Origin of the sequence: Micromonospora alfalfae (assembly GCF_022230925.1) — a bacterium.
Lineage (GTDB): Bacteria > Actinomycetota > Actinomycetes > Mycobacteriales > Micromonosporaceae > Micromonospora > Micromonospora alfalfae.
In genome coordinates this window covers 181,640-205,481 of the sequence record NZ_JAKKFH010000008.1, presented here as the reverse complement: position 1 = coordinate 205,481, position 23,842 = coordinate 181,640, and the positions used below count along the sequence as shown (strand labels likewise).

23 protein-coding genes are annotated in these 23,842 nt (G+C 70.7%); 9 read left to right on the top strand and 14 right to left on the bottom strand.

The annotated features are described in order from the left end of the window. Positions 1 to 3: 3 nt before the first annotated feature. Both MED01_RS07625 and MED01_RS36035 read right to left on the bottom strand, forming a co-directional pair. Positions 4 to 2,841: an AfsR/SARP family transcriptional regulator gene (locus MED01_RS07625; protein WP_238667798.1), complete on the bottom strand. Its 2,838-nt coding sequence runs from the start codon at positions 2,839 to 2,841 to the stop codon at positions 4 to 6. A gap of 110 nt (positions 2,842 to 2,951) precedes the next feature. Further along, entirely contained in the window at positions 2,952 to 3,560 is a 609-nt protein-coding gene (locus MED01_RS36035) for a TetR/AcrR family transcriptional regulator (RefSeq protein WP_238667797.1), read from the bottom strand. Between the two features lie 113 nt (positions 3,561 to 3,673). Here MED01_RS36035 and MED01_RS07615 point away from each other — a divergent pair, with 113 nt between their 5' ends. Then, on the top strand, positions 3,674 to 4,684 hold the full coding sequence (locus MED01_RS07615) for an aldo/keto reductase (protein ID WP_238667796.1): 1,011 nt from the start codon (positions 3,674 to 3,676) through the stop codon (positions 4,682 to 4,684). 15 nt (positions 4,685 to 4,699) lie between these two features. Here the strand turns inward: MED01_RS07615 and MED01_RS07610 are convergent, their stop codons facing one another. Then, on the bottom strand, positions 4,700 to 5,527 hold the full coding sequence (locus MED01_RS07610) for a hypothetical protein (RefSeq protein ID WP_238667795.1): 828 nt from the start codon (positions 5,525 to 5,527) through the stop codon (positions 4,700 to 4,702). A 7-nt stretch (positions 5,528 to 5,534) separates the two neighbouring features. Continuing rightward, positions 5,535 to 7,115 carry a helix-turn-helix transcriptional regulator gene (locus tag MED01_RS07605; RefSeq protein ID WP_238667794.1) on the bottom strand — a complete coding sequence of 527 codons (1,581 nt, stop codon included), beginning with the start codon at positions 7,113 to 7,115 and terminating at the stop codon, positions 5,535 to 5,537. 199 nt (positions 7,116 to 7,314) lie between these two features. Here MED01_RS07605 and MED01_RS07600 point away from each other — a divergent pair, with 199 nt between their 5' ends. Next, on the top strand, positions 7,315 to 7,575 hold the full coding sequence (locus MED01_RS07600; protein ID WP_238667793.1) for a hypothetical protein: 261 nt from the start codon (positions 7,315 to 7,317) through the stop codon (positions 7,573 to 7,575). Between the two features lie 13 nt (positions 7,576 to 7,588). After that, positions 7,589 to 8,722, top strand: a complete 1,134-nt coding sequence (locus MED01_RS07595) for an oxalate decarboxylase family bicupin (RefSeq protein ID WP_238667792.1) — start codon at positions 7,589 to 7,591, stop codon at positions 8,720 to 8,722. 56 nt (positions 8,723 to 8,778) lie between these two features. Here the strand turns inward: MED01_RS07595 and MED01_RS07590 are convergent, their stop codons facing one another. The 5 genes from MED01_RS07590 to MED01_RS07570 all read right to left on the bottom strand — a co-directional run bounded on the left by MED01_RS07590 (position 8,779) and on the right by MED01_RS07570 (position 14,982). After that, a complete protein-coding gene (locus tag MED01_RS07590; RefSeq protein ID WP_238667791.1) occupies positions 8,779 to 10,254 on the bottom strand; it encodes a PepSY-associated TM helix domain-containing protein in 1,476 nt (491 codons plus the stop codon). A 175-nt stretch (positions 10,255 to 10,429) separates the two neighbouring features. Next, the gene (locus tag MED01_RS07585) at positions 10,430 to 10,990 is read right to left on the bottom strand and encodes a copper resistance CopC family protein (protein ID WP_238667790.1); all 561 of its coding nucleotides are present in this window, start codon (positions 10,988 to 10,990) and stop codon (positions 10,430 to 10,432) included. Between the two features lie 22 nt (positions 10,991 to 11,012). Then, complete coding sequence (locus tag MED01_RS07580) at positions 11,013 to 12,227, bottom strand: Dyp-type peroxidase (RefSeq protein ID WP_238668140.1); 1,215 nt, start codon at positions 12,225 to 12,227, stop codon at positions 11,013 to 11,015. A 23-nt stretch (positions 12,228 to 12,250) separates the two neighbouring features. Beyond that, positions 12,251 to 12,853, bottom strand: a complete 603-nt coding sequence (locus tag MED01_RS07575; RefSeq protein WP_238667789.1) for a copper chaperone PCu(A)C — start codon at positions 12,851 to 12,853, stop codon at positions 12,251 to 12,253. 65 nt (positions 12,854 to 12,918) lie between these two features. Further along, complete coding sequence (locus MED01_RS07570) at positions 12,919 to 14,982, bottom strand: DUF8832 domain-containing protein (protein ID WP_238667788.1); 2,064 nt, start codon at positions 14,980 to 14,982, stop codon at positions 12,919 to 12,921. A gap of 222 nt (positions 14,983 to 15,204) precedes the next feature. Between MED01_RS07570 and MED01_RS07565 the strand changes: the two genes are divergently transcribed. Next, the gene (locus tag MED01_RS07565) at positions 15,205 to 16,191 is read left to right on the top strand and encodes a zinc-dependent alcohol dehydrogenase family protein (protein WP_238667787.1); all 987 of its coding nucleotides are present in this window, start codon (positions 15,205 to 15,207) and stop codon (positions 16,189 to 16,191) included. 72 nt (positions 16,192 to 16,263) lie between these two features. Here MED01_RS07565 and MED01_RS07560 read toward each other — a convergent pair whose 3' ends face one another. From MED01_RS07560 to MED01_RS07540, 5 genes are all read right to left on the bottom strand, one after another. Further along, on the bottom strand, positions 16,264 to 16,530 hold the full coding sequence (locus tag MED01_RS07560) for a universal stress protein (protein ID WP_238667786.1): 267 nt from the start codon (positions 16,528 to 16,530) through the stop codon (positions 16,264 to 16,266). Continuing rightward, the gene (locus MED01_RS07555; protein ID WP_238667785.1) at positions 16,527 to 17,795 is read right to left on the bottom strand and encodes an NAD(P)/FAD-dependent oxidoreductase; all 1,269 of its coding nucleotides are present in this window, start codon (positions 17,793 to 17,795) and stop codon (positions 16,527 to 16,529) included. Before MED01_RS07555 ends, MED01_RS07560 begins: the two co-directional genes overlap by 4 nt. Continuing rightward, complete coding sequence (locus tag MED01_RS07550; protein ID WP_238667784.1) at positions 17,792 to 18,250, bottom strand: cupin domain-containing protein; 459 nt, start codon at positions 18,248 to 18,250, stop codon at positions 17,792 to 17,794. The genes MED01_RS07555 and MED01_RS07550 overlap by 4 nt, the downstream gene beginning before the upstream one ends. Positions 18,251 to 18,264: 14 nt before the next feature. Further along, on the bottom strand, positions 18,265 to 18,705 hold the full coding sequence (locus MED01_RS07545; RefSeq protein ID WP_238667783.1) for an STAS domain-containing protein: 441 nt from the start codon (positions 18,703 to 18,705) through the stop codon (positions 18,265 to 18,267). Positions 18,706 to 18,774: 69 nt separating this feature from the next. Further along, positions 18,775 to 19,095: a TraR/DksA family transcriptional regulator gene (locus MED01_RS07540; RefSeq protein WP_238667782.1), complete on the bottom strand. Its 321-nt coding sequence runs from the start codon at positions 19,093 to 19,095 to the stop codon at positions 18,775 to 18,777. Positions 19,096 to 20,089: 994 nt separating this feature from the next. On the opposite strand from MED01_RS07540, the gene MED01_RS07535 reads away from it, so the two are divergent. The 5 genes from MED01_RS07535 (at position 20,090) to MED01_RS07520 (ending at position 23,675) form a co-directional block, all read left to right on the top strand. Continuing rightward, positions 20,090 to 20,551 carry a DUF488 domain-containing protein gene (locus tag MED01_RS07535; RefSeq protein ID WP_238667781.1) on the top strand — a complete coding sequence of 154 codons (462 nt, stop codon included), beginning with the start codon at positions 20,090 to 20,092 and terminating at the stop codon, positions 20,549 to 20,551. After that, the gene (locus MED01_RS07530) at positions 20,548 to 21,561 is read left to right on the top strand and encodes an Acg family FMN-binding oxidoreductase (protein WP_238667780.1); all 1,014 of its coding nucleotides are present in this window, start codon (positions 20,548 to 20,550) and stop codon (positions 21,559 to 21,561) included. The genes MED01_RS07535 and MED01_RS07530 overlap by 4 nt, the downstream gene beginning before the upstream one ends. A 661-nt stretch (positions 21,562 to 22,222) precedes the next feature. Next, positions 22,223 to 22,390 carry a universal stress protein gene (locus MED01_RS36310; protein WP_372493602.1) on the top strand — a complete coding sequence of 56 codons (168 nt, stop codon included), beginning with the start codon at positions 22,223 to 22,225 and terminating at the stop codon, positions 22,388 to 22,390. Positions 22,391 to 22,669: 279 nt separating this feature from the next. Further along, entirely contained in the window at positions 22,670 to 22,960 is a 291-nt protein-coding gene (locus MED01_RS07525; protein ID WP_238667779.1) for a DUF3040 domain-containing protein, read from the top strand. A gap of 373 nt (positions 22,961 to 23,333) precedes the next feature. Continuing rightward, on the top strand, positions 23,334 to 23,675 hold the full coding sequence (locus MED01_RS07520) for a cupin domain-containing protein (protein ID WP_238667778.1): 342 nt from the start codon (positions 23,334 to 23,336) through the stop codon (positions 23,673 to 23,675). The last annotated feature ends 167 nt before the right edge of the window (positions 23,676 to 23,842 follow it).

The following is a 23,842-nucleotide window of genomic DNA, read 5'->3' as shown; positions in this document are numbered from 1 at the left end:
GTCTTACTCGGGCGGGGTCATCGGGCCGGGGTGGCCGGGCGCGACGCGTGCCAGCAGCTGCCGCACCACGTCGGCGGCGGGGTCGCCCAGGTCGTCGTAGATCCGGATCGCCCGCTGCCATGCCTCGGCAGCGGCCGGAGGATCCGCCATCGCCTCGCGCGCCTCGCCCAACCGGACGAGGGTCAGCCCTTCGTGATACCGGTTGGCCGATTCCTGGAAGCGTTGGACCGACTGCTCGTAACAGACCGCCGCCCTGGCCGGGTCACCGAGCCGGTGGTACGCGAAGCCCAGACTGTCCAACGTCGCGGCCTGCCCGACGCGATCGTCGATCGCCTCTTGTTCGGCCAGCGCCTCGGCGCAGTCGACGACGGCCTGGTGGTAGTCGCCGGTCAGGGCGTGCAGGTAACCCTTGACGTTCAGCGCGCGCGCCTCGGCGTACCGGTTGCCGATGAGCTGCGAGACCCGCAGCGCCTCGGCACTGTGTTTGAGCGCCTCGTCCAGCCGGCCGTACTGGGTGCAGTGCTCGGTGTACTGCCGCAGGATCAGCGCCAGGCTGTCCAGGTCCTCAAGCTGTTCGTACAGTTCGAGCGCCCGCTGCACGTGGTGCTCGGCCGCGTGCTGGTCGCCGAGCCGCATCAGCGCGCGGGCGAGCATCCGACTGGCCTGCGCCTGCGCCCGGATGTCACCGACCCGCTGGGCCGCCGCGAGCGCCGCCTGCTGGGCCGCGAGCTGCTCCTGGAACATGCCCCGAGGCGCGAGGTACGCCGCCAGGGCCCAGGCGAGCTGGCAGGCGTACCGCTCGAAGCCGGTCTCCGCGGCCTGACGCAGCACCCGCAGCAGAACGGGGTGCTCGGCGTGGAACCAGGCCGCCGCGACCACCCGGTCGGGCATCGGCACGTGCACGTTCGTCGGCATCGGTGATTCCAGCTCGGTGGGTGCCCAGGTCGGCTGGAGCAACACCGCGCCGGGGTGGGCGCTGTGCAGGTAGTGGTCGTACATCCGGCGCGCGGCGGCCTGTCGCTCCTCGGCCACGTCGGATGCCTGGGCCAGTTCGGCCGCGTACGACCGGAGCAGGTCGTGCAGGGCGTACCGCTCGGGTAGGTGCTCGGTCAGCAGGTGCAGCCGGGTCAGCTCCTTCAGCAGCGGGGTGACGGCCGCCCGGGGTCGGCCGAGCAGCGCGGCGGCGGCGTCTCCGGTCAGGTCGGGGCCCGGGTGCAGGCCCAGCAGGCGCAGCAGGCGGGCCGCCCCGCTGCTCAGCGCCCGGTACGACCAGGAGAAGATTCGGCGGACGTCCCCGTCGGCCAGTTGCTCCAACCGGGACTCTGACGGGCGTAGTTGGGCCGCGACGGCGTCGATCGGGAAGGTGGACCGGGCGGTCAGCCGGGCCGCCACGATGGACAGGGCGAGCGGGAGGCGACCGGTCGACTCGATCACCTCGCTGGCCGCCGCCGGTTCCGCCGCCACCCGGTCGTCGCCCAGCCGGCTGCGGAGCAGCCTCGTCGACTCGGCGGCCGTCAGCACCGCCAGCGTCAACGGTCGTGCGCCTTCGGCCACGGCGAGACTGCTGAGCTGGTCACGGCTGGTCACCAGGACCGCGCACCGACCCACGCCGGGCAGCAGCGGCCGTACCTGGTCGGCGTCGCGCGAGTTGTCGAGGACGACGAGCATCCGACGTGAGGCCAGCAGGCTGCGGTACAGCCCGGCCCGAGCGTCGACGCTGCTGGGGATGCGGCCGACCGGTACGCCGAGCGCCTCGAGGAAGTCGACCAGGGCGTCGGCGGGGGACACCGCGTCCGCGTCGTCGTAGCCTCGCAGGTTGACGTACAACTGGCCGTCGGGAAAGCGGTCGGCGGCCCGATGGGCCCAGTGCAGCGCGAGCGTCGTCTTGCCCACGCCGGCCATACCGCTGATGGTGACGATGTCCACGGTGGTGGGCTGTGCGGGCCGGGCGCCGAGGGTCGCGTCGAGGAGGTCGAGTTCGGCGGTGCGCCCGACGAAACCGGGTAGGGCCAGTGGTAGTTGCTGAGGGCGGTCCGGTGCCGCCCCGGCCGACGCGTCGGCCGCCGGCCCGGTCGCCGCGGCCTGCTTGCCGAGGCGGTGGTGCAGGATGTCGTCGTGCAACCTGGTCAGCTCGGGGCCGGGGTCCATCCCGGTCTCCTCGGCCAGCGCCCGCCTGGCTTGCTGAAACGCCGCCAGAGCCCCAGCGATGTCGCCGATCTGGTAGAGACCGGTCATGAGTTGGGACCAGGCCCGTTGCCGCAGTGGGTGACGGTCGAGCAGCGCCCGCAACCGGGGGATCACCTGGGCCGCCTCGCCGAGCGCGAGCCGCGCCGCAGCGTGGTCCTCCTCGGTCAGCAGCCGCCGCTCCGTGATCCGCGCGACCCGGCCGGTGAGGAGCCGGGGCAGCGGCAGCCCGGCGAAGGCGGGCCCCCGCCACATGCCGAGCGCGTGGGCCAGTTCCGGCTGCGCCGCCGCCGGGTCGCCGGCAGCCAGCGCTGCCCGTCCGCGCGCCGCCGCCGCGTCGAACCGGTCCACGTCCCGCTCGTCCGGCTCGACGCGAAGCAGGTAGCCGCACGGTGTGGTGAGGATCCGGCGGCGCTCACCCGCCGCACAGTCGAGTGCCTGGCGCAGCCCTCGTAGGTAGGTGCGCAGGTTCGCGGCGGCCGAGGCGGGCGGCTGGTCGCCCCACACCATCGTCATCAGCTCGTTGGCGGAGATCGCCTCACCCGGGCGTAGCAGCAGAGCGGCCAGCACCAGCTGCTGTTTCGTCGATCCGAGGGCGACCGGTCGGCCGTCCCGTGACACTGTCAGCGGCCCGAGCAGGTCGAAGTGGAGGGGCATCGATCAGTGACGTTAGCATCGATTGAACATGATCTTCATGTTTGGTCGGGCGGTCGCCCGCGGGGCCCGGTCGACCAGTGGCGTGGCACGGCGGCCTGACCGCTGGTCGGTCAGCGCAGTCCGCGGATGAGGTTGTCGACCAGGGTGCGGGCGAACTCCTCGGTGAGCGGCAGGTCGGCGATGAGAAGTCGGTGGTAGCAGGCGCCCCAGAGTTGGTCGACGACGGATTCGGGGTCGATGTCGGCGCGTAGCTGCCCCCGGGCCATCGCCCTGGTGAGGGTTTCGACGGCGAGGGCTCGTCGGGGTCCGGAGTAGCGCTCGCGGTAGGCGGCGGCCAGTTCCGGATCGGTCTGCGCCTGCCCGATGAGTTGGCGGACGACCCGCCCGGCGGTGGTGTCCCGCACCAGGTGGACGAAGGCGACGAGCTGGTTGGTCAGGTCGGCGACGATGTCGGCGGTGTCGGTGAAGGCCAGGGTGGGTGCGACGACAGTGAAGTAGCCGTCCAGGGCGAGTGCACCCTTGGAGGGCCACCACTTGTAGATGGTCATCCGGCTGGCTCCGGCGTGGGCCGCGACCTTCTCGATGGTGAAGCCGGCCATGCCCTCGGCCAGCAGGAGTTCACCGGCGGCCGTGAGGATCTCCGCGCGTACCTGATCGGTGGGGCGGCGGCCGCGACCACGGCGCGCTGGCGTCTGGGCATTCGGCGTGAGCTCGGCCACTGGTCCTCCCGATTATATGGACACGCTGTCTACTCGCTGGTTATATGGACACAGCGTACACAGCGGTGCCTGGTTGTCACGACGCACCGCGACGACCGAAGGGGACGAGGGACATGACGGGTCTACGACGGCGACGGTTGGGCACCTCCGGGCCGGAGGTGTCGATCATCGGGCTCGGCGCGATGGGCATGTCCGACCTGTACGGGCCGGCCGACGAGGCGGAGAGCGTCGCGACGCTGCACGCGGCGATCGACGCCGGTGTGAACCTCATCGACAGCGCGGACTTCTACGGGTCGGGTCACAACGAGATGCTGATCGGCCGCGTGCTGCGGGAGCGTCGCCGGGACGAGGTGGTGCTCAGCGTGAAGTTCGGCGCACGCCGGACACCCGACGGCGGCTTCCAGGCGGCACCGTACGACGTGTCGGCGGCGGCGGTGAAGGACCGGCTGGCGTACTCGCTGCGACGCCTGGGCACCGATTACATCGACATCTACCGGCCGTCGCGGCTGAACCCGCAGGTGCCGATCGAGGAGACAGTGGGCGCGCTGCTGGAGATGCAGCAGGCCGGCCACATCCGGCACATCGGGCTCTCCGAGGTGGGCGCGGACAGCATCCGCAGGGCCGCGGCTGTGGCGCCGATCAGCGACGTCCAGATCGAGTACTCGCTGCTCTCCCGGGGCCCGGAGGCCACCATTCTGCCGGCGCTGCGGGAGCTGGGCATCGGGTTGACCGCCTACGGGGTGCTGTCCCGAGGGCTGCTCAGCGGCCACTGGTCGGCGGACCGTGCGCTGACCGGCACGGACTTCCGGGCCAACAGCCCTCGGTTCCAGGGCGAACACCTGACCGCCAACCTGCGCCTGGTGGACGCGCTCGGCCGGGTCGCGCAGCGGCTGGGGGCGACCACCAGCCAGGTGGCGATCGCCTGGGTGGCAGCACAGGGCGAACAGATCGTGCCGTTGGTCGGGGCGCGGCGGCGCGACCGGCTGACCGAGTCGCTGGCTGCGGTCGGCCTGGTGCTCGACCAGGACGCACTGGACGAGATCGAGCGTGCCGTGCCGGCCGGCGCCGCCTCCGGCCAGCGGTACGCGACCACCATGATGGCGATGCTCGACAGCGAGAAGTGACTCCGGCGGGCGGGTTCAGGAAGCTGCTCGCCAGACCCAGTTGCGGCGTTCGTAGAGCGGCACCAGTCCGGCCCGCCGCATGTTGTTCAGCGACGGGTTCTGCTGATCGGGCGCGGGCTTGCCGGTCTCGGCGAACAGCCACCGGCATCCCGCCTCGGCCGCGGCTCGGGCGCGGGCGGCGATCAGCGCCGACTGCGCCCCGAGGCCGCGGTGCCCGGTGGCCGTCGCGGCGGCGTTCAGCGACGCGGCCTCGCCGTGCAGGAACAGGTTGCCGCCCGCGACCAGCTCGCCGCCGTCCCAGGCCGCGTACGGTCGCCACGCCGGCTGGCCGACAGTCGCGGCCAGCATGTCGGTGAGCCCACCGGTCGGCATGCCGAACCCGGTGAGCAGCACGTCGGCCCAGCGCCGCGCCTCGGCGGCCGGCACCGGGGCGACGCGCAGACGGGTCTGCGTCGCGGCGACGTCGCCCGGGCGGGCGGCGAGCTTGACCCAGGTGCTTCCTGGCTCAAGCCCGCGCGCGGCAGCGACCTCGTCGAAGCCCGCCGGCAGCACCGACGGCACGAGCTGAAGGACTGCCTGGTCGACGCCCTGCTCCCGGTAGAAGTCGAGGACGCGATCCAGGGTCTGCACCGTGAACGGCTCGGTGGTGCCGAAGCCGAGGGCCTTGTTCCAGTACCCGCCGGAGGGATCGTTGCGCATGGCGAGGGCGACACCGCCGCCGATGCGGGTGGTCGCGATCCCGAGATCGGTGTACGTGGGCCCGGGCGCCTGCGACTCGTAGGAGTGCATGAATTCGCACTCCACGGCTTCGGCGAGCGGGGTCAGGTCGGTTGGCGCGGTCATCGGCTGATTATCGTCTGGTCCGTTCCCAGGCCCGTACCAACTGCATCCGATTGTGAATGCCCAGCTTGTGGTATATGGAGCGGAGTTGGGTGTCCACGGTGTGGAAGGAGACGAAGAGACTCCTGGCCGCCTCCTTCTTCGTGGCACCCGCGGCGAGCATCTCGGCCACCCGCTCCTCGGCGGGGGTGAGCGCGCCGATGCCCCGGCTTAACGGCTCGTCGATCGACTGCCGGTGGCGCGGTGTGGCGGCGAGGTCGGCGCAGCGCCGGTCCGCGATCGCCTGGTCGCCAGGAGCGCCGATCCGGGCGTAGAGGGCAGCCGCCTCGTGCGCGGCATCGCGTGCCTCCCCGGACCGCGTTCGGGGACTGTTCGCGAGGTCGAGCAACGCGTCGGCCAGCGCCGGCCGCGCGGCGGTGGTGCGCAGCCGGTCCACCGCCGACCGGAGGGCGTCCGGGTCGTCGTCGCGCAACCCTCGGCTCTGATCGGCCAGCGCGTGCCACAGCGGCACCGGAGTACGGGTGGAGACCAGCTCGACCAGTTCGGTGACCCGGCGGGCGGCCCGGGTGTCGTCGGCCGCCACCGCCGCGCGTACCAGTCGGGGGCCGAAGTGCGGCACTGGCACCAGTGACCGGACCGACCGGTGCAGGTCGGCGACGACAGTGCTGAGCAGGTCGGCCGGGGCGCTGAGGGCGGTGTCGCGCACCGCCACACAGAACGCCAAGGTCCACATCGAACGGTCCGGCCATCGGTCCTCGGCGAGGCAGGCGCGGAGGATGGCCCGGGCATCGTCGTGTTCGCCTCGGCGGTAGCGGACCTCGCCGATCACCGCCACCAACAGAGCACGCACCTCCCTGCTGAGGTCCACAGAGCCGGAGCTGAGCGTCGTGACGGCCAGCGCGGCCGCCTCGGGCAGCTCTCCCACAGTCACCATGCGCAGGCAGTCCAGCGCGGTCAGCCGGGTGAGTGAAACATCCGTCGCCTCGGGCGGATGGCGGGTCGCGGCCTGCGCGTCCTGGTACCGGCCCAGACCCAGCTGCACGAGGATCCGCTCCGCCCGGATGGACTCGGCGTCGGCGCGTGCCGCCCAGGAGTCCGGGTCCAGGGCCGCCAGCACAGCCTGGGCACCCGGCAGATCACCGTGCCCGAGCGAGCGTGCGGCCCGGGCGAGGGCGAGATGGCGAGCGGACGCCTGATCACCCGAAGCGGCGTGCGCGGTGCCCGCGTCGCGCAGCAGGGCATCGGTGTCCGGATGTCCCGTGCGGGCCGCGACCGTGGCGACAAGGGCGAGCACTGTGCCGCGGCTCGGAGCGTCCAGTCGGAGGTTCAGCGCCTCCCGCAGACCGGCGAGGGCGATGGTCGGCTGCTCCAGTGCCACGATCTGCGCCAGGCGACCGAGCAGGAAGACGCGATGGCGCTCGCCGCTGCGACTCGTGGCGATCTCCGCGGCCAGGACGTGCAGCGCCTCCATCCCGCGTCCGGCGAGCCGGAGCTGGTCCGCCGTGGCAAACAGCCGGTGCCGTCGTTGTTCGGCGTCGGCGGCGATGTCGTCGGCCGGAAGCGTTCCACAGTTGAAGGGTGATTCGGACAATGGCGTTCTCCCCGGTTGTTACCAGGCGCGTCGAAAGGCCGTCCTGCGACCGAGCCTAGCCACGGCGGCAGGTACGGGCGACCAGATCGCCGAACCGACGCCGATTGCGCCGAATGGCCACCACCGTCCGGGATTCCGCAGGTGGTAATGGCGCGATCACGTGATGCGACGGGCTGCGTTCGCCGCCGATCATCGAATCATGGCCCAACTCACCGAACTTCCCGGCCTGCGTCGGCTTCGGGTCGTACTGCTGATCTTCGTCCTCTACGCCAGCACCGGGGCGGGTGGTCACGCTCCGGCGTGGACCCGCCTGGTGCTGATGGCGACCGCCGCGGCGATCCCGGTCGCGATCGTGGTCCAGTGCGGCTGGCCCGGGCTGCGTGCCCTGCTGGGGATCTCGTCGCGGCTACGGCTGCGGGGCGGGTCCGTTCCCGCTCCCCATCCGATCCAACCCGAGTGAGGAGACAGCGATCATGGCGAACAGCGATCCCGAGCCGCGGCGCGGCGACCAGGGCGCCCCGCCCCTCGCAGGGCGCAACGTCGAGCTCGAGCGGCAGAACCCGGACCTCCTGGTTCCACCGACGACCGACAGCCGACTGGTGCCCAACCTCAAGTTCTCGTTCTCACAGGCGCACACCCGGGTGGAGAAGGGCGGCTGGACCCGGGAGGTCACCAACCGCGACCTGCCGATCGCCAGTCAGTTGTCCGGCGTCCAGTTCGGTCTCGAGCCGGGCGCGTACCGGGAGATCCACTGGCACCAGCAGTCGGAGTGGGCGTACATGCTCAGCGGCAGCTGCCGGATCAGCGCCGTCGACCACGAGGGCCGCAACTTCATCGAGGACGTGAAGGCGGGCGATCTGTGGTTCTTTCCGCAGGGCGTGCCGCACAACATCCAGGCGTTGGAAGACGGCGCGCAGTTTCTGCTGGTCTTCGACGACGGGGCGTTCTCGGAGAACAACACCTTCCTGCTCAGCGACTTCTTCGCCCACACCCCGCGACACGTGCTGGCCAAGAACTTCGGCTGGACGCTGGAACAGATGGAGAACCTGCCCGAGCGGGAGAAGTACATCTTCCAGGGCGACGTCCCACCACCTTTGCAACAGGACCGGGTGGTCAGCCCGACCGGCGACATCCCACGAAGCTTCAAGCACCGGATGCTCGCGCAGACCCCGCAGCGATTCCGCGGCGGAACGGTCCGGATCACCGACTCGACCAACTTCGCCGCCTCCGTGACCACCGCCGCGGCCCTGGTGGAGGTCGAGCCGGGAGGGATGCGCGAGTTGCACTGGCATCCCACCACCGACGAGTGGCAGTACTACATCTCCGGAACCGGGCGGATGGGTGTCTTCGCCTCGCAGGCCGCGGCCCGGACGTTCGACTTCCAGGCCGGCGACGTGGGCTACGTCCCGTTCGCGTACGGCCACTACATCGAGAACACCGGCGACGAGCCACTGGTGTTCCTGGAAATGTTCCGCCATCCCCGGTTCGAGGACATCTCGGTGATGCAGTGGATGGCAAACACGCCGCACGAGGTCATCGCCGACACGATCAACGTGCAGAAGTCGATCGTCGACAGCCTGCCGAACACCAAACAGGTGGTGATCTGAGCGAAGCGTCCGTCCGTCCGGACGGCCGTCGGCGGACGGACGGCCGGTCCGGTGGATCAGCTCCCCGCGGGTGCCGGGGAGGTGGGAGCCGCGGCGGGCCGTCGGCGTCGAGACACCGCACCCACCACCACGTCGATGGCGAGGAAAGCGAGCACCGTGAGCCCGAACAGGGGCAGCGTCCAGCCGATCGCCACGGTCACCGGCACCCCGATCAGCAGCGCCCAGAGCGGCAGCCCGCGTACGTTGCCGCGAGCTGGCGGCGTGCCGGCGAACGCACGGCGGTCGGCGCGGGTGGGCCGGCGTTGCCACCACATGCGGTAGCCCCAGAAGATGACGCAGAGCAGGCCGAGGGCGAGCGCGGCGAGCAGGATCTGGTTGACCAGGCCGAAGAGGATCCCCATGTGGGCCTGGATGCCGAGGCCGCTCAGTTTGGCCAGCACTGGCCAGTCGGCGAAGTCGCTGCGCGCAGTCACCGTGTCCGAGGCCGGGTCGACGGCGATGCGGTCCTTCCTGACCGGCCAGGTGTTATCGACCTGCGTGACGGTCCAGGCGGAGCCCGGCTCCTGCGCGGGGCTGATCTCGACCGGCCCGGAGAGGCCCGCGCCGCGAGCGACCGCCAGGACCCGGTCGAAGGCCGCCGACTCGACAACCCCGCCCGCCCCGGCGGCACCGTGCTCGTGGCCCCCACCGGTCTCGGCAGGGGCGGGCGGACCGGCGGTGAGGCTGGTGGAGATCTCCGGGGTGCGGGCGCTGAGCGCGTCGAGGCCGGCGGCGAAATTCGCGCCGGCGTAGCGGGACCAGGTCAGGCCGGTGACCGAGAGGAAGAGAAGTCCGACGGTGAGCCAGATGCCGGTGGTGGCGTGCCATCCCCGGGTGCGGCGGACACCCTTACCGGTGGACAGGTCCGGCACGAGCAGATGCCGGGCGGCAGCTCGGGCGGCGCCGCGTCGACGCCACCAGAGGATGACCCCGCCGAGCGCCATCACCCACAGCCAGCTCGCGGCCAGTTCGGAGTAGTGCTCGCCCACCGTGCCCAGGTGCAGGTGGCGGTGCAGATCGTCCAGCCAGGTGGTCACCGGCGTGGACCCGAACCAGGTGGTGAGCTGCCCCTGGGACTCGCCGGTGTACTGGTTGATGTAGACGGTGTGCTGGTTCTCGCCCAGCTCGGGCAGGGAGAACACCACAGTGGTGGTCCGGTCGCCGTCGCCGGGTTGCACTGTGGTGATGCTGCCGTCGGGGTGCGCGTTGCGCGCGGCCCCGATCTGCTCGGCCAGCGGGAGCTGACGGTCACCCACCTGGGCGACGGTCAGCTGGTCGCCGTAGAGGATCGCGTCGAGTTGCGGGGTTGTGGTGTAGGCCAGGCCGGTCAGTGCGGCGACCACCAGGAACGGGCCGACGAGGATGCCGGCGTAGAAGTGCAGCCGCAGCAGCAGCGCGCCGAACGGTGACGTGCGCCGGGCGGGCCGGGCCGGTTTCTCGGTGGTGGTGGCGGGCTCCGGCGTCGGCGTGCCGGACAGTTCGGTGAGAGACATGGTGATCCGATCGAAGAGTCGGGAAGCGTCCGAGGCTGTTTCCCGTACTGGTCTGGTCGCCCGGTGAGGTGTCGCGTCGGCCCTGACTGGTAGTCGGGGGAGAGACGCCGGCGGTTCCCGAGGGTCGGTTCCCGATGACCCGGGCGGCGGGCGGACCGCACGAGGGCGGGTCGGATCAGCGCCGGGCCGCCCGCCGCCACAGCAGCCCGGCCGTCAGCAGGACGAGGAGGGCCAGCGCGGCGGCCGCGACGAGTACACCGACGCTCGGACCACCGCCGGACTGTGCGGCGACGGACGGGGTGGGCGCTGACGCGCTGACGTTGGCAACCGGCGCGGCGCTGGACGTCGGATCGGCCACAGTGAACGGGTAGGAGCCCTGCACCGGGTGCCCGTCCACGGAGACGACCCGGTAGGCGACCGTGTATGTCCCGTTCGGCAGGGTGTCGGTCACCTGGATCGTGGTCTTCGCTCCGGTGACCACCGGTTGGCCGGAGGGAAGCTTCCGCTTGGCGGCGTCCGTGAGCACGATGGTGGTGAACGCCGCGTCGATTCGCTGCATGAATTCGAGCGTGACCTCGGTCGGTGCGCTCGGCACCGTCGCGTCCCGAGCGGGCGTGGCCGTCTTCAGCGAGTTGTGCGCCCAGGCCGGGCCGGCCGGGATGAGTACCGCCACGAGGACGGCGAGCACCGCCGCGCCGAGCCGGACGGAGGTACGGCGGGACGGCGGCACGGTCATGACGGAACTCCGGTTGGCGTCGTCATCCGAGCACCTGCTCGCCGATCCAACCGCCCGGTTGACATCCGGGCGGGATGGCGAAGACAGCGGAACCGATCGGCGTGGTCCACTCGTTGAGCAGGTCCCGGTCGGCCAGCCGGCGCTGGATGGGCAGGAACTGTCGGGCGATGTCGGCCTGGTACGAGGTGAAGATCAATCCGCTGTCCGCGTGGCCCTCCGCCGTCGGCGCCCCGTCGTAGTTGTAGGGCCGGCGCAGGATCTTCAGCCGGTCGTCGGTGACGTGGGCGCGGGTCAGGTGGGAGAAGTCGGGGATGACGGTGAGACCGTCGGCGTCGGTGGCGGCGAAGTCGGGTTCGTCGTGTTCGGCGGTGCCGGTGAGCGGTGCACCGGTGTCGAGCCGTCGCCCGACGGCGAGCTCGCGGTCGCTGCGGCCGAGCAGGTCCCAGGTTTCCATGTTCATGCTGATCCGCCGGAGCACCACTGTGGTGCTGTCGCGCAGCCACGCCGGGCCGTCCGCGACCCAGAGGGCGGTGTCCATGGGTGCGCCGGGTCGGGGGTTGGCGGTGCCGTCGAGCTGACCGAACAGGTTGCGTTGGGTGTGGCCGCCCGGCTCGACACCGGGGCTGCGCCGGAAGCCCTGCTGGACCCACCGCACTGTGGCGAACGGTCGGCTGTCCTTGATCAGGACTCGCTGGGCGTGGGCGACGGAGATCGCGTCGTCCGCGCAGATCTGGAGCAGCAGGTCACCACCGGACCAGGCCGGCTGAAGCCGGTCGATGCGGAACGACGGCAGTTCGGTGACCGATGCCGGCCGGCGGTCGTCGACGCCGGCCGCCTGGTAGAGGCCCGGCCCGAAGCCGAAGGTCACCGTCAACCGTGCCGGCAGCAGCCCGAGTTCGGCCTCGGTGTCGGCCAGCGCAGGTCGGCCCTGGGTGAGCCGGGCGGCGTCGTCGGTGAGCAGCCGCAGCATCCGACCCAGCGCGGCCCGGTCGACGCCGGCCCGCACTGTGAGCGCCACGAACGACGCGTGCGCCTGCGGTTCGGTGGCCACCCCGGCCTGCCGAGCGCCGTGGAACGGCTCGACCAGGCCGCCGACTGACGCCACTGGCGTCGTGTCGGCAACCGTCGCGGGCGGTGGCCCGGCCCTCCCCACACTGGTAGCGGCGATGGCGGCACCGCCGGCCAGGGCTCCGCCGGTTGCCAGTGCTCCGCCGGTGAGCAGACCACGCCTGCTCAGCGGTCGGACAGGTGGTCTCCGCGTCACGATGCCGGGCTCATGCTCATCTCCGGCGTGGCGCTCATGCCGGGCGTCGGCTCGCCGTGCCCGGGGGCGTAGCTCTCCTGCGCGCCGGTGAACGGCTTGGCCATGGCGCGGAACTGCTGGGTCCTGCCGTCGGCGAAGGTCAGGGTGAAGGTCAGCTCGTCGCCCGCCTGAACGGGCTTGGTGAGGTTCATCAGCATCAGGTGGTCGCCGCCGGGCTCCAGGGCGTGCGTGCTCCCGGCCTTGATCACGACGCCGCCCTGTTTCTGCCGCATGACCATCTTGCCGTCCTTCATGGCCATCTCGTGCAGCTCCATCGGCGACAGGGACGTCGTGGCACTCGTCAGAGTGACATCGGTGTCGCCGTCGTTGACGAGGGTCCCGAAGGCGGCCGTCATGCCCTTGTCGGCCGCCTTCACCCACGGGTCACGAATGCCGAGCACACCAGCGTCCGGGTTGGCCGAGGTCGGCGCGGGCGGTCCCGCCTGCGCTGTCGACGGAGAGTCGGACGAGCCGCAACCGGCGACGCCCACCGTCAGGATCGCGGCGGCGAGGATGGCTGCCGAGCGGCGGCGTGAAGCGTTCGGGCTGGTGGTGCGCATGTGTTCTTCCTCCGAAGGTTGCGGCTGGGAGGGTGGTCGGCCGCGACTGGGAGAAAGTTCCGGGCTCACTGAACGTTGATCGTGAACTCCCCGGTGTGCACCTTGCCGGCGATCTGGAAGTCGAAGAAGGCCCGGTACCGGCCTGAACTCGGCGCGGTCAGCCAGAACTTGACGGTCCCGTCGACCAGCTCCGGCTCGGGGTGGACGTGCACGTAGCCGAGGTCACCCTCACGAACCACGACCAGGTGCCCGTACGCGCCCAGGTACGGCTCCACCTGCGCCGGTACGGTCGGGTCAGCGCTGACCTGGAAGTGCATCGGCGCCGTCACCCCCACCGTCGGGGTGCCGGTCATCGACACCGTGTACGGACCAGCCTTCGTCTGCGCCTGTGCCGGCGGCAGTGCGGTCGGGCTGTGCGCACCGGGCACTGTGTGGTCGACGCCCAGCACCAGAGGCTGCTGCGTGCCGTCGGCCGCGGTGACGGAGAAGTCGGCGTAGACGCGGTAGCCGCCGGGTCGGGCCAGCGTCAGGGGCACGCTCCAGGTGCCGTCGGGCGCCATTGTCGGATGCAGGTGCTGGTAGCCGGTCAGGTCGCGGCCCACCACGATCAGGTGCAACGGCTTGTCGTGGACGACCGCGAAGGTCGTTGCCGGCTGCCGGTCGGTCCCGACGATACGGAACCGGTAGTCGGCGCGTACACCAGAGGGTTGGGACCGCTCCAGCGGTTGCAGGGTGTACCCGCCGGCGCTGACCGTCGTGCCGGTCGCCAGCGTTGCGCCAGTCGCGTCGTCACCCCGATGCGTGTGCGGCCCCGTACCGGCAGGGTGTTGGTGCCCGTCGGTCGCGGAGCCCACCTGGCCCGAGGCGGGCGGTCCACCGGCTGACTGTCGTGCGTTGCCGGTCGCGGGACTCTTGTCGGAGGTGCCGATACGGGCCAGCCCGAACCCGGCCAGCAGGGCCAGCACCAGACCGCCGACGAACAGCGCCAGGTGGGTGTTGCTCAACCGGGACCCAGGCGTCGCGGCGGCGAGGTCCGTGTCGGGCCGTGGTCCGGGGTCGACCGTCGGCTCGCCGTCCGTACTGGCGAAGGCCCTGGTCGCCTGATCGGTGGGCGTCGGATCGACAGCAACGCCCGTGCGGGCCGTGACGACCGTGTTGCCCTTGCGCGCCGCCGGCACGGTGGCAGCCCGCCGCTTGTCGCTCGCGGTACGCGCGACGACGCCGGTCGCCGCGCCGACCTTGCCCCCGACGGGCTTGTCCCCGGCAGCCTTGCCGGGGACGGTCTTGCCGCCGACGGTCTTGCCAGTGCCCGTCCTGTTCGTGGTACGGGCGCCACCGCCGTCTCGGCCGGAGGTCGCCGCCGAGGCACGGCCCTGGCCGGCGGGTGTTCCGGCGGATCGGCGACGCCAGACGATGAACCCGGCCAGCGCCCCGACCGCCGCGACCGCCGCCGCCCAGCCGGCCCAGGCCAGCGCCCCGGAACCGCTCTCCTCGGTTGACCCGGTCGACGGGGCCGCCGCAGCCGGCGGGGTCGTCGGATCGGCCGCGGTGGTCGGCACCGCCGAGGCCTGCCCGGACGTGTTGTGCTGCTCGGTGGCGGCCACCAGCGCCGGGTCCGGTTGAGTCGACGGCGGGCTCCACCCCTTCGGCGCTGCCGTCACCCGCCCGTCGTAGCGGAAGGTCAGGGTGCCCCGCACGGTATCGCCGTCCGAGGCGACCGACAGGTAGCTCACCGAATACTGACCCTTGGCGGGCAGGTGGGCGACGGACACCACCGCGGGGAACCCCGTCGTGTACTCCCGTGGCTCGAACTGCCCGTTGACCAGGAAGTACTCGCGTACCGGCTTGTCGAGTGGCTTCGGCTCCCCCTGCGACCACCCGTTGTCGACACGGGTGCCGCCCGGGGCGGTGATCGTGAAGAACGCGTTGGCGGCGGCCTTCTCGGTGAAGAACAGCCGCACCGACGTCACCGGCTCGCGCACCGTGGCGCCTCCCGCCGGTGTGGACTCGGCGAGGGTCCCGTGAGCTGCGGCGGGCTGAGCCGGTGCGAGCAGAGCGACAGCCGAGGCGAGGAGGAACGCGAGGAGGCCCGAGACCACCCGCCCAGGAATCTGAGGGTGACGACGCATCTGAATATCCTCACTGTGTCGAGACTTTTTACAAGAGGTGACGAACTTTTTCCTCAGATGGCAAAAGCCGATCAGCCGTGACCTGTGGCATCCGGGTGGTCGGCCGGGCCGGCCAGAAGTTCCGGCGGACGCCGGCGCGGGTCACCGAGGAAGCCGCCCCGTCCGGCAATCCGGTCGGATACCGTCCACGTGACGTCTCGACCACGGAGAGTGTGGATTGCCATGCGTGCTGCGGTGCTGCGGGAGTTCGACGTTCCGCTGACGGTCGAGGAGATCGATCAACCCACCCCCGAGCGCGGTCACGTGCTGGTGCAGATCGTCGCCAGCGGGGTCAACCCGCTCGACACGAAGATCCAGGCTGGAAAGGCCGCGCACGCGCGTGTTCAGGTGCCAGCGGTGCTCGGCCTGGACCTCGCCGGTGTCGTCGCGGCGGTGGGCGCGGACGTGACCGGCTTCGAGCCGGGGGACGAGGTGTACGGGCTGTGCGGGGGCGTCGGCGACCTCCAGGGTTCGCTTGCCGAGTACGCCGCAGTGGACGCCCGGTTGCTGGCCCACAAGCCGAGGAGCCTCTCGATGCGGGAGGCCGCCGCGTTGCCACTGGCGGCGGTCACCTCCTGGGAGGGGCTTGTCGACCGGGCTGGGGTCCGGGCCGGGCAGAAGGTGCTGGTGCACGGCGGTGCCGGCGGCGTCGGGTACGTGGGCGTGCAACTTGCCCAGGCCCGCGGCGCCGAGGCGTACGCCACCGGCGGGCCGGCGAGCATGCGGGTGATCGAGAGCCTGGGCGCCGTGCCGATCGACTACACCACGAGCACTGTCGAGGAGTACGTCGAGAGGTACACCGGCGGGGAGGGATTCGACATCGTCGTGGACAACGTCGGTGGCGCGACGCTCGACGCGTCGTTCGCGGCGGTCCGCACCTACCTCGGGCACGTCGTCAGCGCGCTGGGCTGGGGCTCACACTCGCTCGCTCCGCTGTCGTTCCGTGGCGCGACCTACTCCGGCGTGTTCACTCTGCTGCCGATGCTCACCGGGCGGGGCCGCGAACACCACGGCGCCATTCTGCGCGAGATCGCGACGCTGGCCGACGCCGGCGCACTGCGCCCCCGACTGGACGGGCGTCGGTTCACGCTCGACACGGTCATGGACGCCCACCACCTGGTCGCCGGCGGCACCGCCGAGGGCAAGGTCGTCGTGGACATTGCCGGTTGAGCCGAGCCGTTCGTTCACACCGAAGAGGTCACTGGGTCGGTACCAGCATCGCCCACTCTCAGTTTTTGCAGGTCAGAAGCCCGTTACCGGAGTCACGGGTAATGGGCTTTGCGGGATGTGCGGCTTACGTTGTTCGGCGGCGTACTGGAGTCCGGCGTCGGGTGGGCCCACCACGGGTGGGCCCATCAGTTCGTTGGTCAGCGGCCATCGGAACGCGTGCACGATTCGCAGCGGGCGGTGCCGGGCGACGGCCTCCCGGGCGGCCCAGTCCAGGGCGTGCACGCTGGGCGGGGAGCCGTCAATGCCTACGACGATCGCAGCGGCCGGGTTACTGGTCATGATCTGTTGCTCCTTCCGGCGGCGAACGGCTGTGCGTCGAGGGGTGTGACGTCGTCGAGGGCGATGCCGGGGTCGGCGAGCCGGGCGAGGTCGACCGGCTTCTTGCCGCGGATCAGATTCTGGATCTGAGGGGTGACGTCCCAGATATTGACGTTCATGCCGGCCATCACCCGGCCCCCGGCGGTCCAGAACGCGATGAACTCCCGCTTGGCGAGGTCGCCGCGCACCACGACGGTGTCGTACCCGCCGGGCGGGACGTAGCCGGTGTACTCCATGCCCAGGTCGTACTGGTCGGTATAGAAGTAGGGCAGCCGGTCGTAGACGACCTCGACGCCCAGCATGGACCGGGCGGCGGCCGGACCGGAGTGCAGCGCCGTGGCCCAGTGCTCGAGGCGCAGATGCGTGTCGTACAGCGGGTGGTAGGCGTTGGCGATGTCCCCGGCGGCATAGATACGCGGGTCGCTGCTGCGCAGCGCCTGGTCGACGACGACGCCGTTGTCGACTGCCAAACCGGCCCGTTCGGCGAAAGCCACGTTGGGACCGACGCCGACTCCGACGACGACCGCGTCGGCCGGCAGCTCGGTGCCGTCGCCCAGCAGTACCGCGGACACCCGGCCTTCGCCACGGAACTCCTGCACGGCGACACCGAAGCGGAACGTGACCCCGTGGTCGCGGTGCAGATCGGCGAAGACCCGGGCGATGCCAGGCCCCAGTAAGCGCAGCAGCGGCAATTCGGAGCGTTCCACGACGGTCACGGTGGCACCGCGCTGGCGGGCGGCGGCAGCGACTTCCAGCCCGATCCAGCCGGCACCCACCACCACCAGGTGGCCGCCGTCGACGAGCGCGACCGCGATCCGGTCGCTGTCGGGCAGGGTACGCAACGGCAGCACCCCGTCGAGGTCGGCGCCGGGCACTTCTAAGCGGCGGGGGGTCGCACCGGTAGCCAGCAGCAGCGCGTCGTAGCCGATACGCTGACCCCCGGCCAGCTCAACCTGCCGGCCGGCCCGGTCGATCCCGGTCAGTCGGGTACCGGTGCGCAGGTCCACGGCGTGCTCGGCGTACCAGCCGGCCTCGTGCACGAACACCGACTCCCGGTCGGCCGTGCCCAGCAGCAGACCCTTGGACAGCGACGGCCGCTCATAGGGCTGTTCGGGTTCCTCCCCGAGCAACACGATCTCGCCGCCGAATCCGGTCTCGCGCAGCGTCTGCGCGGCCTTCGCCCCGGCCAACCCGGCCCCGACGATCACGAACACGCGTTGCTTCATCGAATTGTCTCCCTGCGATACGTCGTCGTGGCTAGCCATGGCTCGGGCAGAGATGCGTTCACGGGCCAGCGTCGGCGCCCGTGCTGGCGCTCGTACGAAGCGACCAGATGCGTGTCCACAGCGTCAGCCGGGATCGGTGTCGGACCTTCCGCGACGGTGAGCAGCACGACCGCGTCCTCCAGTGCGGTCACCGTGTGCCGGACGCCGGGCATGATCAGCAACTCTCCGGGGCGGCCGTCGGTCGTGTCATCGCCGACAGTGACCCGCACCCGGCCGCGCAGCACCTGCACGGTGGCAGCACCCAGGTTGTCGTGCTCGTCCAACCTCTGGCCACGAGCCATCGCAATCATCGTCTGGTCGAGCAGGTACGGACGTCCACCATCAACCGTGCGCATGCCACGGCCGTTCGGCGCAGTCAGCGCGTAGCTCAGCAGTCCATCGGCGAGTGCCGTCAACGACCACTTTTCCATCACCAACTCCTAGTCGTTCGCGAGGCAACACCGGCGGGCGACCGTGCCGCCGCTCCTCGCCGGTCGTCGCGGCGGCGCCCGGATCGTCGTGACCGCGTTGCTCGCGCAGGCACCGGTGCCGGCTGCGCGCGTCCGGTCAGGACGCCGAGGACACCGGTCAGCTCCAGGACCCGAAGCACCTGCCGCTGCGGGTTGACCACCGTGAAGCCGCATCGGCGACTGAGGGCGGTGTTGCGGCCGGCCACCAGCGCTCCGATGCCAGCGCAGTCCAGAAACGTCACCCGGGCCAGGTCGACGACCACGTCTACGCGGTCCGGTGCAGACAGCGCGTCCTGAAGGGCGGACCCCAGCGTGCCGACGGCGCCCATATCAACCTCACCGGCAGGGACCAGCGTGACCACCCCGTCGTCGCGCTGATGTCGGACCAAGGAGAAACGCATGGACGCCTCCGTTCGTATGCTGATGTCCTGTCGGGTCCGGTGCCGTGCAACGCGCGCCTACCGTCGGCGTCAGCCGGTCTGCGCGCGCTGGCACGGCATGCAAAACCGGGCATGCGGCAGGATCTCCAGTCGTTGCAGCGGAATGTCGGCGGTGCAGCGTTCGCAGGTGCCGTAGCTGCCCTCGGCCATACGCCGCAGCGCCTGGGCGGTGTCGGACACCGTCTGGCGGGCCGACGCGATCAGCGCGGCGAGCGCGTCGCGGTCATAGCCGCTGCGGCCCGGCTGCCGGCTGCGTAGGGTGAGTTCGGCGAGTTGGTCGGTGTTCCGCTGGAACTGCTCCTCCAGGTTGTCGCGAAGCAGTTCGATCGGATTCTGTACGGTGCTGGTCATCTCAATGGTCCTTTCCGCGGTCCGGATAACGGTGCGGATGGCCGACTACCCCGCACGGAATAGCGTCTGGGCGCGGCGCCACCACGGTGTGGGTCATGCCTTTTGCGGGGATTACAGGCCTGTGATTGCGGGCGGTCGGCTCAGCGCTTCCAGGTCGCCGGCCGCGGCGTGACCGCCGTGCTCGACGCTCCACAGCCGGGCCTGGCCGCTGCGGTGATCGCCGTTCGGTGTCCGTATCGGATGCGATCGGCGACGCATCCCGGGGCACCCGGGCGGCGGAGCACCGTTCCCGGCGCGGCGCAAGCGTCGATACAGGGTCAGCATGTGACTCCTCACCGTTCGCCTCCTGGCTCGTTTTCCGGAACAACCCGTCGGGTCCAGCCTGGGCCTCCCCGAGCGGGATGGCACGGGGCCGCACCGGTCAACACTGGTGTGCCTGGTTGCCGACCGTCGGCAAGCACAGAGCCCTATTGCGCCGACCGCCGGAAGCGGCGCCCGCATTGATGTCGTTCACTATTTGCGGACCCTGTGCACACGTGAGGGCACGGTCGAGAGCCGCCGCCCAACAGTCGCAGCGGTACCTCGCAATGCCGGCGACTACGACCGTCGAGGCGAGGTCAGCTGGTGGTGCACCGAGGCGGCCGGATCGTCGACCACCACTGCGGGCCGATGACACCTCGACGGCTGCAACCGCCGCACGGCGGACCGGACCCGAGCCCGATCATGGCGCGCTTCGTCGTGCGCCGGACGGACCCGATCCACACGGCGATGCGATCGGCGTCTGACCCCTGTCGCGGGGACGCCACGTAGTCCCACCGATGCCGGGGTCGGTACCCGGTCCCATCAATCCCGAGTTGCCGGGAACCGGCAATCTGGGACGGTCGTAGGTGCTGGCCAGATACCTGTCCAGCGACGCGCACGGCGCGAACATTGACGATGACAGCACGCACCATGGCCGCGAACGGCCCCGCGCGACCCACCTCGAGGAGGACCCATGGAAAGGCAGGTAAGGCTCCGCCGGGTCTACGACGATCCGTCACCCGATGACGACGCTCGGGTGCTGGTGGACCGGGTATGGCCGCGCGCTCTGACCAAGGCAGCGGTCCACCTCGACGAATGGGCGGACATCGCTCCGTCCACGCAGCTGCGCCGCTGGTACGGCCACCAACCCGAGCGGTACAACGAATTTCGTGGCCGCTATCTAATCGAACTCCGCGAAGCGCAACCCGCAGCCATCGTCGACCGGCTCCGGAAACTGGCCCGCACCGGGCCCGTCACGATGCCGACTCCCACCAACGAGGTCGAACACAGCCAGGCGGCCGTCCTCATCGACCTTCTGCGCGAGACCCGAACAGCACACGACCCGGCACCCGATGCCGCCGGCACCGCGCGACCCGACCACCGCGTGACTGCCGGGCGTGCGCGGCATACAGACGCCCCGGAGGTCCGAGCATGAGACACCAGACGGCTGCCATCGATCGGCTCCCCGCCGTCGCGTTCGCCGACGCCGCTACCGCGGCCGGAGACGCCCCGTCGATCCTCAACACTCAACCGTGGCTGTGGCGGGTACACCCCCATCGACTGGACCTGTTCGCCAACCGCAGCCGCCAGCTGGCGGCCGGAGATCCCCAAGGCCGGCAGCTGATGCTCAGCTGCGGGGCCGCCCTGCACCACGCCCGGATCGCACTCGCCGCTGACGGCTGGGTGGCGCACGCGACCCGACTACCGGAAGCAAGCGATCCTGACCTCCTGGCCACGCTCGTGGTCAACGGCCGCGCTCCGGTGACGATGGAGGCGTTGCGCCTCGCGCACGTGATGCGCATCCGGCACACCGATCGGCGGCCCGTCAGCGAGCGGCCAATACCCGACGTCGCGCTGCATGCCATCGTGGCCGCGGCCCGCGCGGAAGGCAACCTGCATGTCCTCACCTCCGAGAACGTGGCGGACCTGGGTTCCGCGGCAGGCCGGGCCGCCGCGGTGGAAGCCGGCGACGCGCAGATCGCAGCGGAGCTGATGTACTGGACCGGCCGTGCCAGGCCGTCGGGCACCGGACTCCCCGCGAGCGTGCTGCCCGACCACGCCACGCAGACCACCGTGCCCAGCCGCGACTTCGGCCGGGCAGGGACGCTGCCGGTCGGCGCCGGCCACGACTGGGCCGCGGTCTATGCGCTGCTGTTCGGCGACGGTGACACACCGCAGGACTGGCTCCGCGCCGGAGAGGCGCTGTCCGCGGCCTGGTTGACCGCCACCACCATCGGCGTGTCAGTGGTACCGCTCAGCGGCGTCGTCGAGGTCGCCGGCACCTGGCACACACTGTGGCGCCTGCTCGCCGGACTCGGCCATCCCTACCTCGCCCTACGGCTGGGGATCGCAGACCCGGAACAGCACGGACCACCGGCGCGAACACCACGGCTTCCTCTCGCAGAGGTGGTCGACACCTCAGCGGTGCCGTCAGAGCATCTCTGACGCCAAACGCACAGAAACAACGGGCGATGCCGCGACGCCGCTGCGCGGCCACCTGGTGGCCTGGCCGTGTCGGTTCCGCGTGAAAACCGACCCCATGGTTCCGCCCCGGAACCTGCCCGGAACGGAGGGGTCAAGGTTGAGCCGGCGTTGACAACCCAGGGAATACAACCAGAGGGCCGCCCAAGCCGGGTGTCCTTCGTCGCTGCCGTGACGGCGTTGCTCGTGACCGGCAGATTTGGCCGTCAACGTGTCCGTCGCTGACCCTGTCAGCACACCGTCAACGAACCGATTGTTGCGGGAAGCGGCTGCGCGGTGGGCCGACATCAGGGGAACACGCCGCGCCGTCCCTGACCGCGGGTTGGCGGCGCCGGTCGTTGATCTGGCCACCGTAGGGTTGCCGTTCCGGGTCTTCGCCGAAGGGCCGGTTACAGCAACGACGTCAGCGGTGCGCTCTGCGCATCGTGCATGCCTTTGGCTGGACGGTGATCGGGCCGCCCTTCCACGCTCCGTACGATCAGCGCGATCAAGGACCCCGGGCGGCGATGCTGGACCTTGTTGGCCCAGACCGCACATGAAGTCCGCACCGATCACCCCACCTTGTCGGTGACCACTCGCCTGATCGACGGATCGCCTGGTGGGGTGCTGGTCGGCGTCTCACGCGATGCTCAGCTTCGTTCGCCGCACTTCGGCCAAGCAGCTGGTCGTCGGCTCGCCAGGCCTCAGGGGATTCCGATTCCGTGGGCTGGTGGTGGGCTCGACGTCGCGGAACGTGATCGAGTGGGCACCGTGCCTGGTGATGGTGGTCCTCGCGGCCCGCGACGTGGTTTGACGTCTTGCCGTAGTGCCGATGCGTCAGCCCAGCCCGGGTCGGCTGGCTACCGGCAGGGCGTGACCGGCTGTTGCCGGAGTTCGGCAGGTCCGACTTTCTCAGTTTGCTGTTGTCGACCCTGTCGATGGAGCCGGTCAAGCCGGATGCTGTCAATTGACAAACGACCAATCGACGGCGGCGGGTCTTGTCCGCCGCCTGCACCGGGCGCAAAGGAGAACGCCACAAGGCCGGCTCCGCAGTAGGTCGTCGCGGACGGTCGCCAGTCGGAAAGGAGCAGGCATGCTCAGCGACGCAGAACAGCACAGGTTGACGGAGATCGAACGCGGACTGCGGTTGGAGGACCCCGAGTTCGCCGATCGATTCGGTCAGGTCATGCAGAGCCGCCCACACAAGTGGCGTGGCACGTCCGCACCCGGTTGGCTGATCACAGCCGCGCTGATCATGGCCTTGGCGGTGCTGATGACCAGCCTGGGAGTCGCGCTCATCGCGTTGGGTGTGGCCAGCGTGAGCGCGGCTATCTGGCTTACCGGCTACATCCGCTCGACAGATGATCGGCGGTCACCACCATAGCCCCCGGCCCGCTCACAGACCCTGCCAGTGCCCACGCCCTCGGACGATCCGAGCAGATTCGGGCGTCAGCGCCCGGCCCGCAACGGTGAATGCTGCGCCGCTTGACGCTTCTGCGCGACCCCGCGCCGCGAGGAGTTCGTCGCCACGGCCGGCGTCGGCTCCCCACCGATCGCCCGGACTGCTGGACGCCGGCGCGTCGCAGGAGTTGGCGCGGACTCGGCTCGGCGCGGCGCGCCATGCCGTCGACGACATCCAAGCCGCGCCGAGTCGTATGGCCCACGGTGGGCCTCGCCCATCACGGTCGACCGGCTCGACCCCTTTACCGACCCGAGCCAGGCTCGTGCGTGGCTCACCTCAGCTCTATAGGAGCATCATGATGAATGTCTTGTCGTTGACCGCTTTGGCCGACGAGCACGTTGCCGCGGCTCGTGTCTCGTCGGCGGGCCGTAGCGCCCAAACGATCCACGGCCGACAGACACACGCGCTGCGCCAGACGGTGCTCGCCCTGGTGGCAGGCCAGGCGCTCGGCGAGCACGAAAGCCCTAACGAGGCAACGCTGCAGGTGCTGGCCGGGCGGGTACGTCTGAGCGTCGGCGACGACTCCTGGGAAGCCGCCACGGGTGATTATGTGGTCATCCCGCCGGCCCGCCATGACCTGGCCGCGATCGACGACTCCGCGGTGTTGCTGAGCGTTGTCACGGACGCCCGGGGATGACTGCGTCATCCGAACCGGCAGGGCCTACACCTAACAACGCGCTGGCGGACAATGGAGCGACAGGTCGCTGTCCGAGCCGCGGCGCGGTCCACCCACGAACCCGGCAACCGTCCTGAGCGCGATCGGCATCTGTTCTGTCGTGCTCGGTGGTCTGGTCGCTGCGGTCA

Bases quoted from the DNA above. Each gene is read 5' to 3' on its own strand.
- MED01_RS07545 (WP_238667783.1), bottom strand. From the start codon at position 18,705: ATGCGTTTCTCCTTGGTCCGACATCAGCGCGACGACGGGGTGGTCACG.
- MED01_RS07590 (WP_238667791.1), bottom strand. From the start codon at position 10,254: ATGTCTCTCACCGAACTGTCCGGCACGCCGACGCCGGAGCCCGCCACC.
- MED01_RS07570 (WP_238667788.1), bottom strand. From the start codon at position 14,982: ATGCGTCGTCACCCTCAGATTCCTGGGCGGGTGGTCTCGGGCCTCCTC.
- MED01_RS07560 (WP_238667786.1), bottom strand. From the start codon at position 16,530: ATGACCAGTAACCCGGCCGCTGCGATCGTCGTAGGCATTGACGGCTCC.
- MED01_RS07525 (WP_238667779.1), top strand. From the start codon at position 22,670: ATGCTCAGCGACGCAGAACAGCACAGGTTGACGGAGATCGAACGCGGA.
- MED01_RS07520 (WP_238667778.1), top strand. From the start codon at position 23,334: ATGATGAATGTCTTGTCGTTGACCGCTTTGGCCGACGAGCACGTTGCC.
- MED01_RS07615 (WP_238667796.1), top strand. From the start codon at position 3,674: ATGACGGGTCTACGACGGCGACGGTTGGGCACCTCCGGGCCGGAGGTG.
- MED01_RS07585 (WP_238667790.1), bottom strand. From the start codon at position 10,990: ATGACCGTGCCGCCGTCCCGCCGTACCTCCGTCCGGCTCGGCGCGGCG.
- MED01_RS07625 (WP_238667798.1), bottom strand. From the start codon at position 2,841: ATGCCCCTCCACTTCGACCTGCTCGGGCCGCTGACAGTGTCACGGGAC.
- MED01_RS07610 (WP_238667795.1), bottom strand. From the start codon at position 5,527: ATGACCGCGCCAACCGACCTGACCCCGCTCGCCGAAGCCGTGGAGTGC.
- MED01_RS07535 (WP_238667781.1), top strand. From the start codon at position 20,090: ATGGAAAGGCAGGTAAGGCTCCGCCGGGTCTACGACGATCCGTCACCC.
- MED01_RS07595 (WP_238667792.1), top strand. From the start codon at position 7,589: ATGGCGAACAGCGATCCCGAGCCGCGGCGCGGCGACCAGGGCGCCCCG.
- MED01_RS07565 (WP_238667787.1), top strand. From the start codon at position 15,205: ATGCGTGCTGCGGTGCTGCGGGAGTTCGACGTTCCGCTGACGGTCGAG.
- MED01_RS07530 (WP_238667780.1), top strand. From the start codon at position 20,548: ATGAGACACCAGACGGCTGCCATCGATCGGCTCCCCGCCGTCGCGTTC.
- MED01_RS07600 (WP_238667793.1), top strand. From the start codon at position 7,315: ATGGCCCAACTCACCGAACTTCCCGGCCTGCGTCGGCTTCGGGTCGTA.
- MED01_RS36310 (WP_372493602.1), top strand. From the start codon at position 22,223: ATGCTCAGCTTCGTTCGCCGCACTTCGGCCAAGCAGCTGGTCGTCGGC.
- MED01_RS07575 (WP_238667789.1), bottom strand. From the start codon at position 12,853: ATGCGCACCACCAGCCCGAACGCTTCACGCCGCCGCTCGGCAGCCATC.
- MED01_RS07555 (WP_238667785.1), bottom strand. From the start codon at position 17,795: ATGAAGCAACGCGTGTTCGTGATCGTCGGGGCCGGGTTGGCCGGGGCG.
- MED01_RS07540 (WP_238667782.1), bottom strand. From the start codon at position 19,095: ATGACCAGCACCGTACAGAATCCGATCGAACTGCTTCGCGACAACCTG.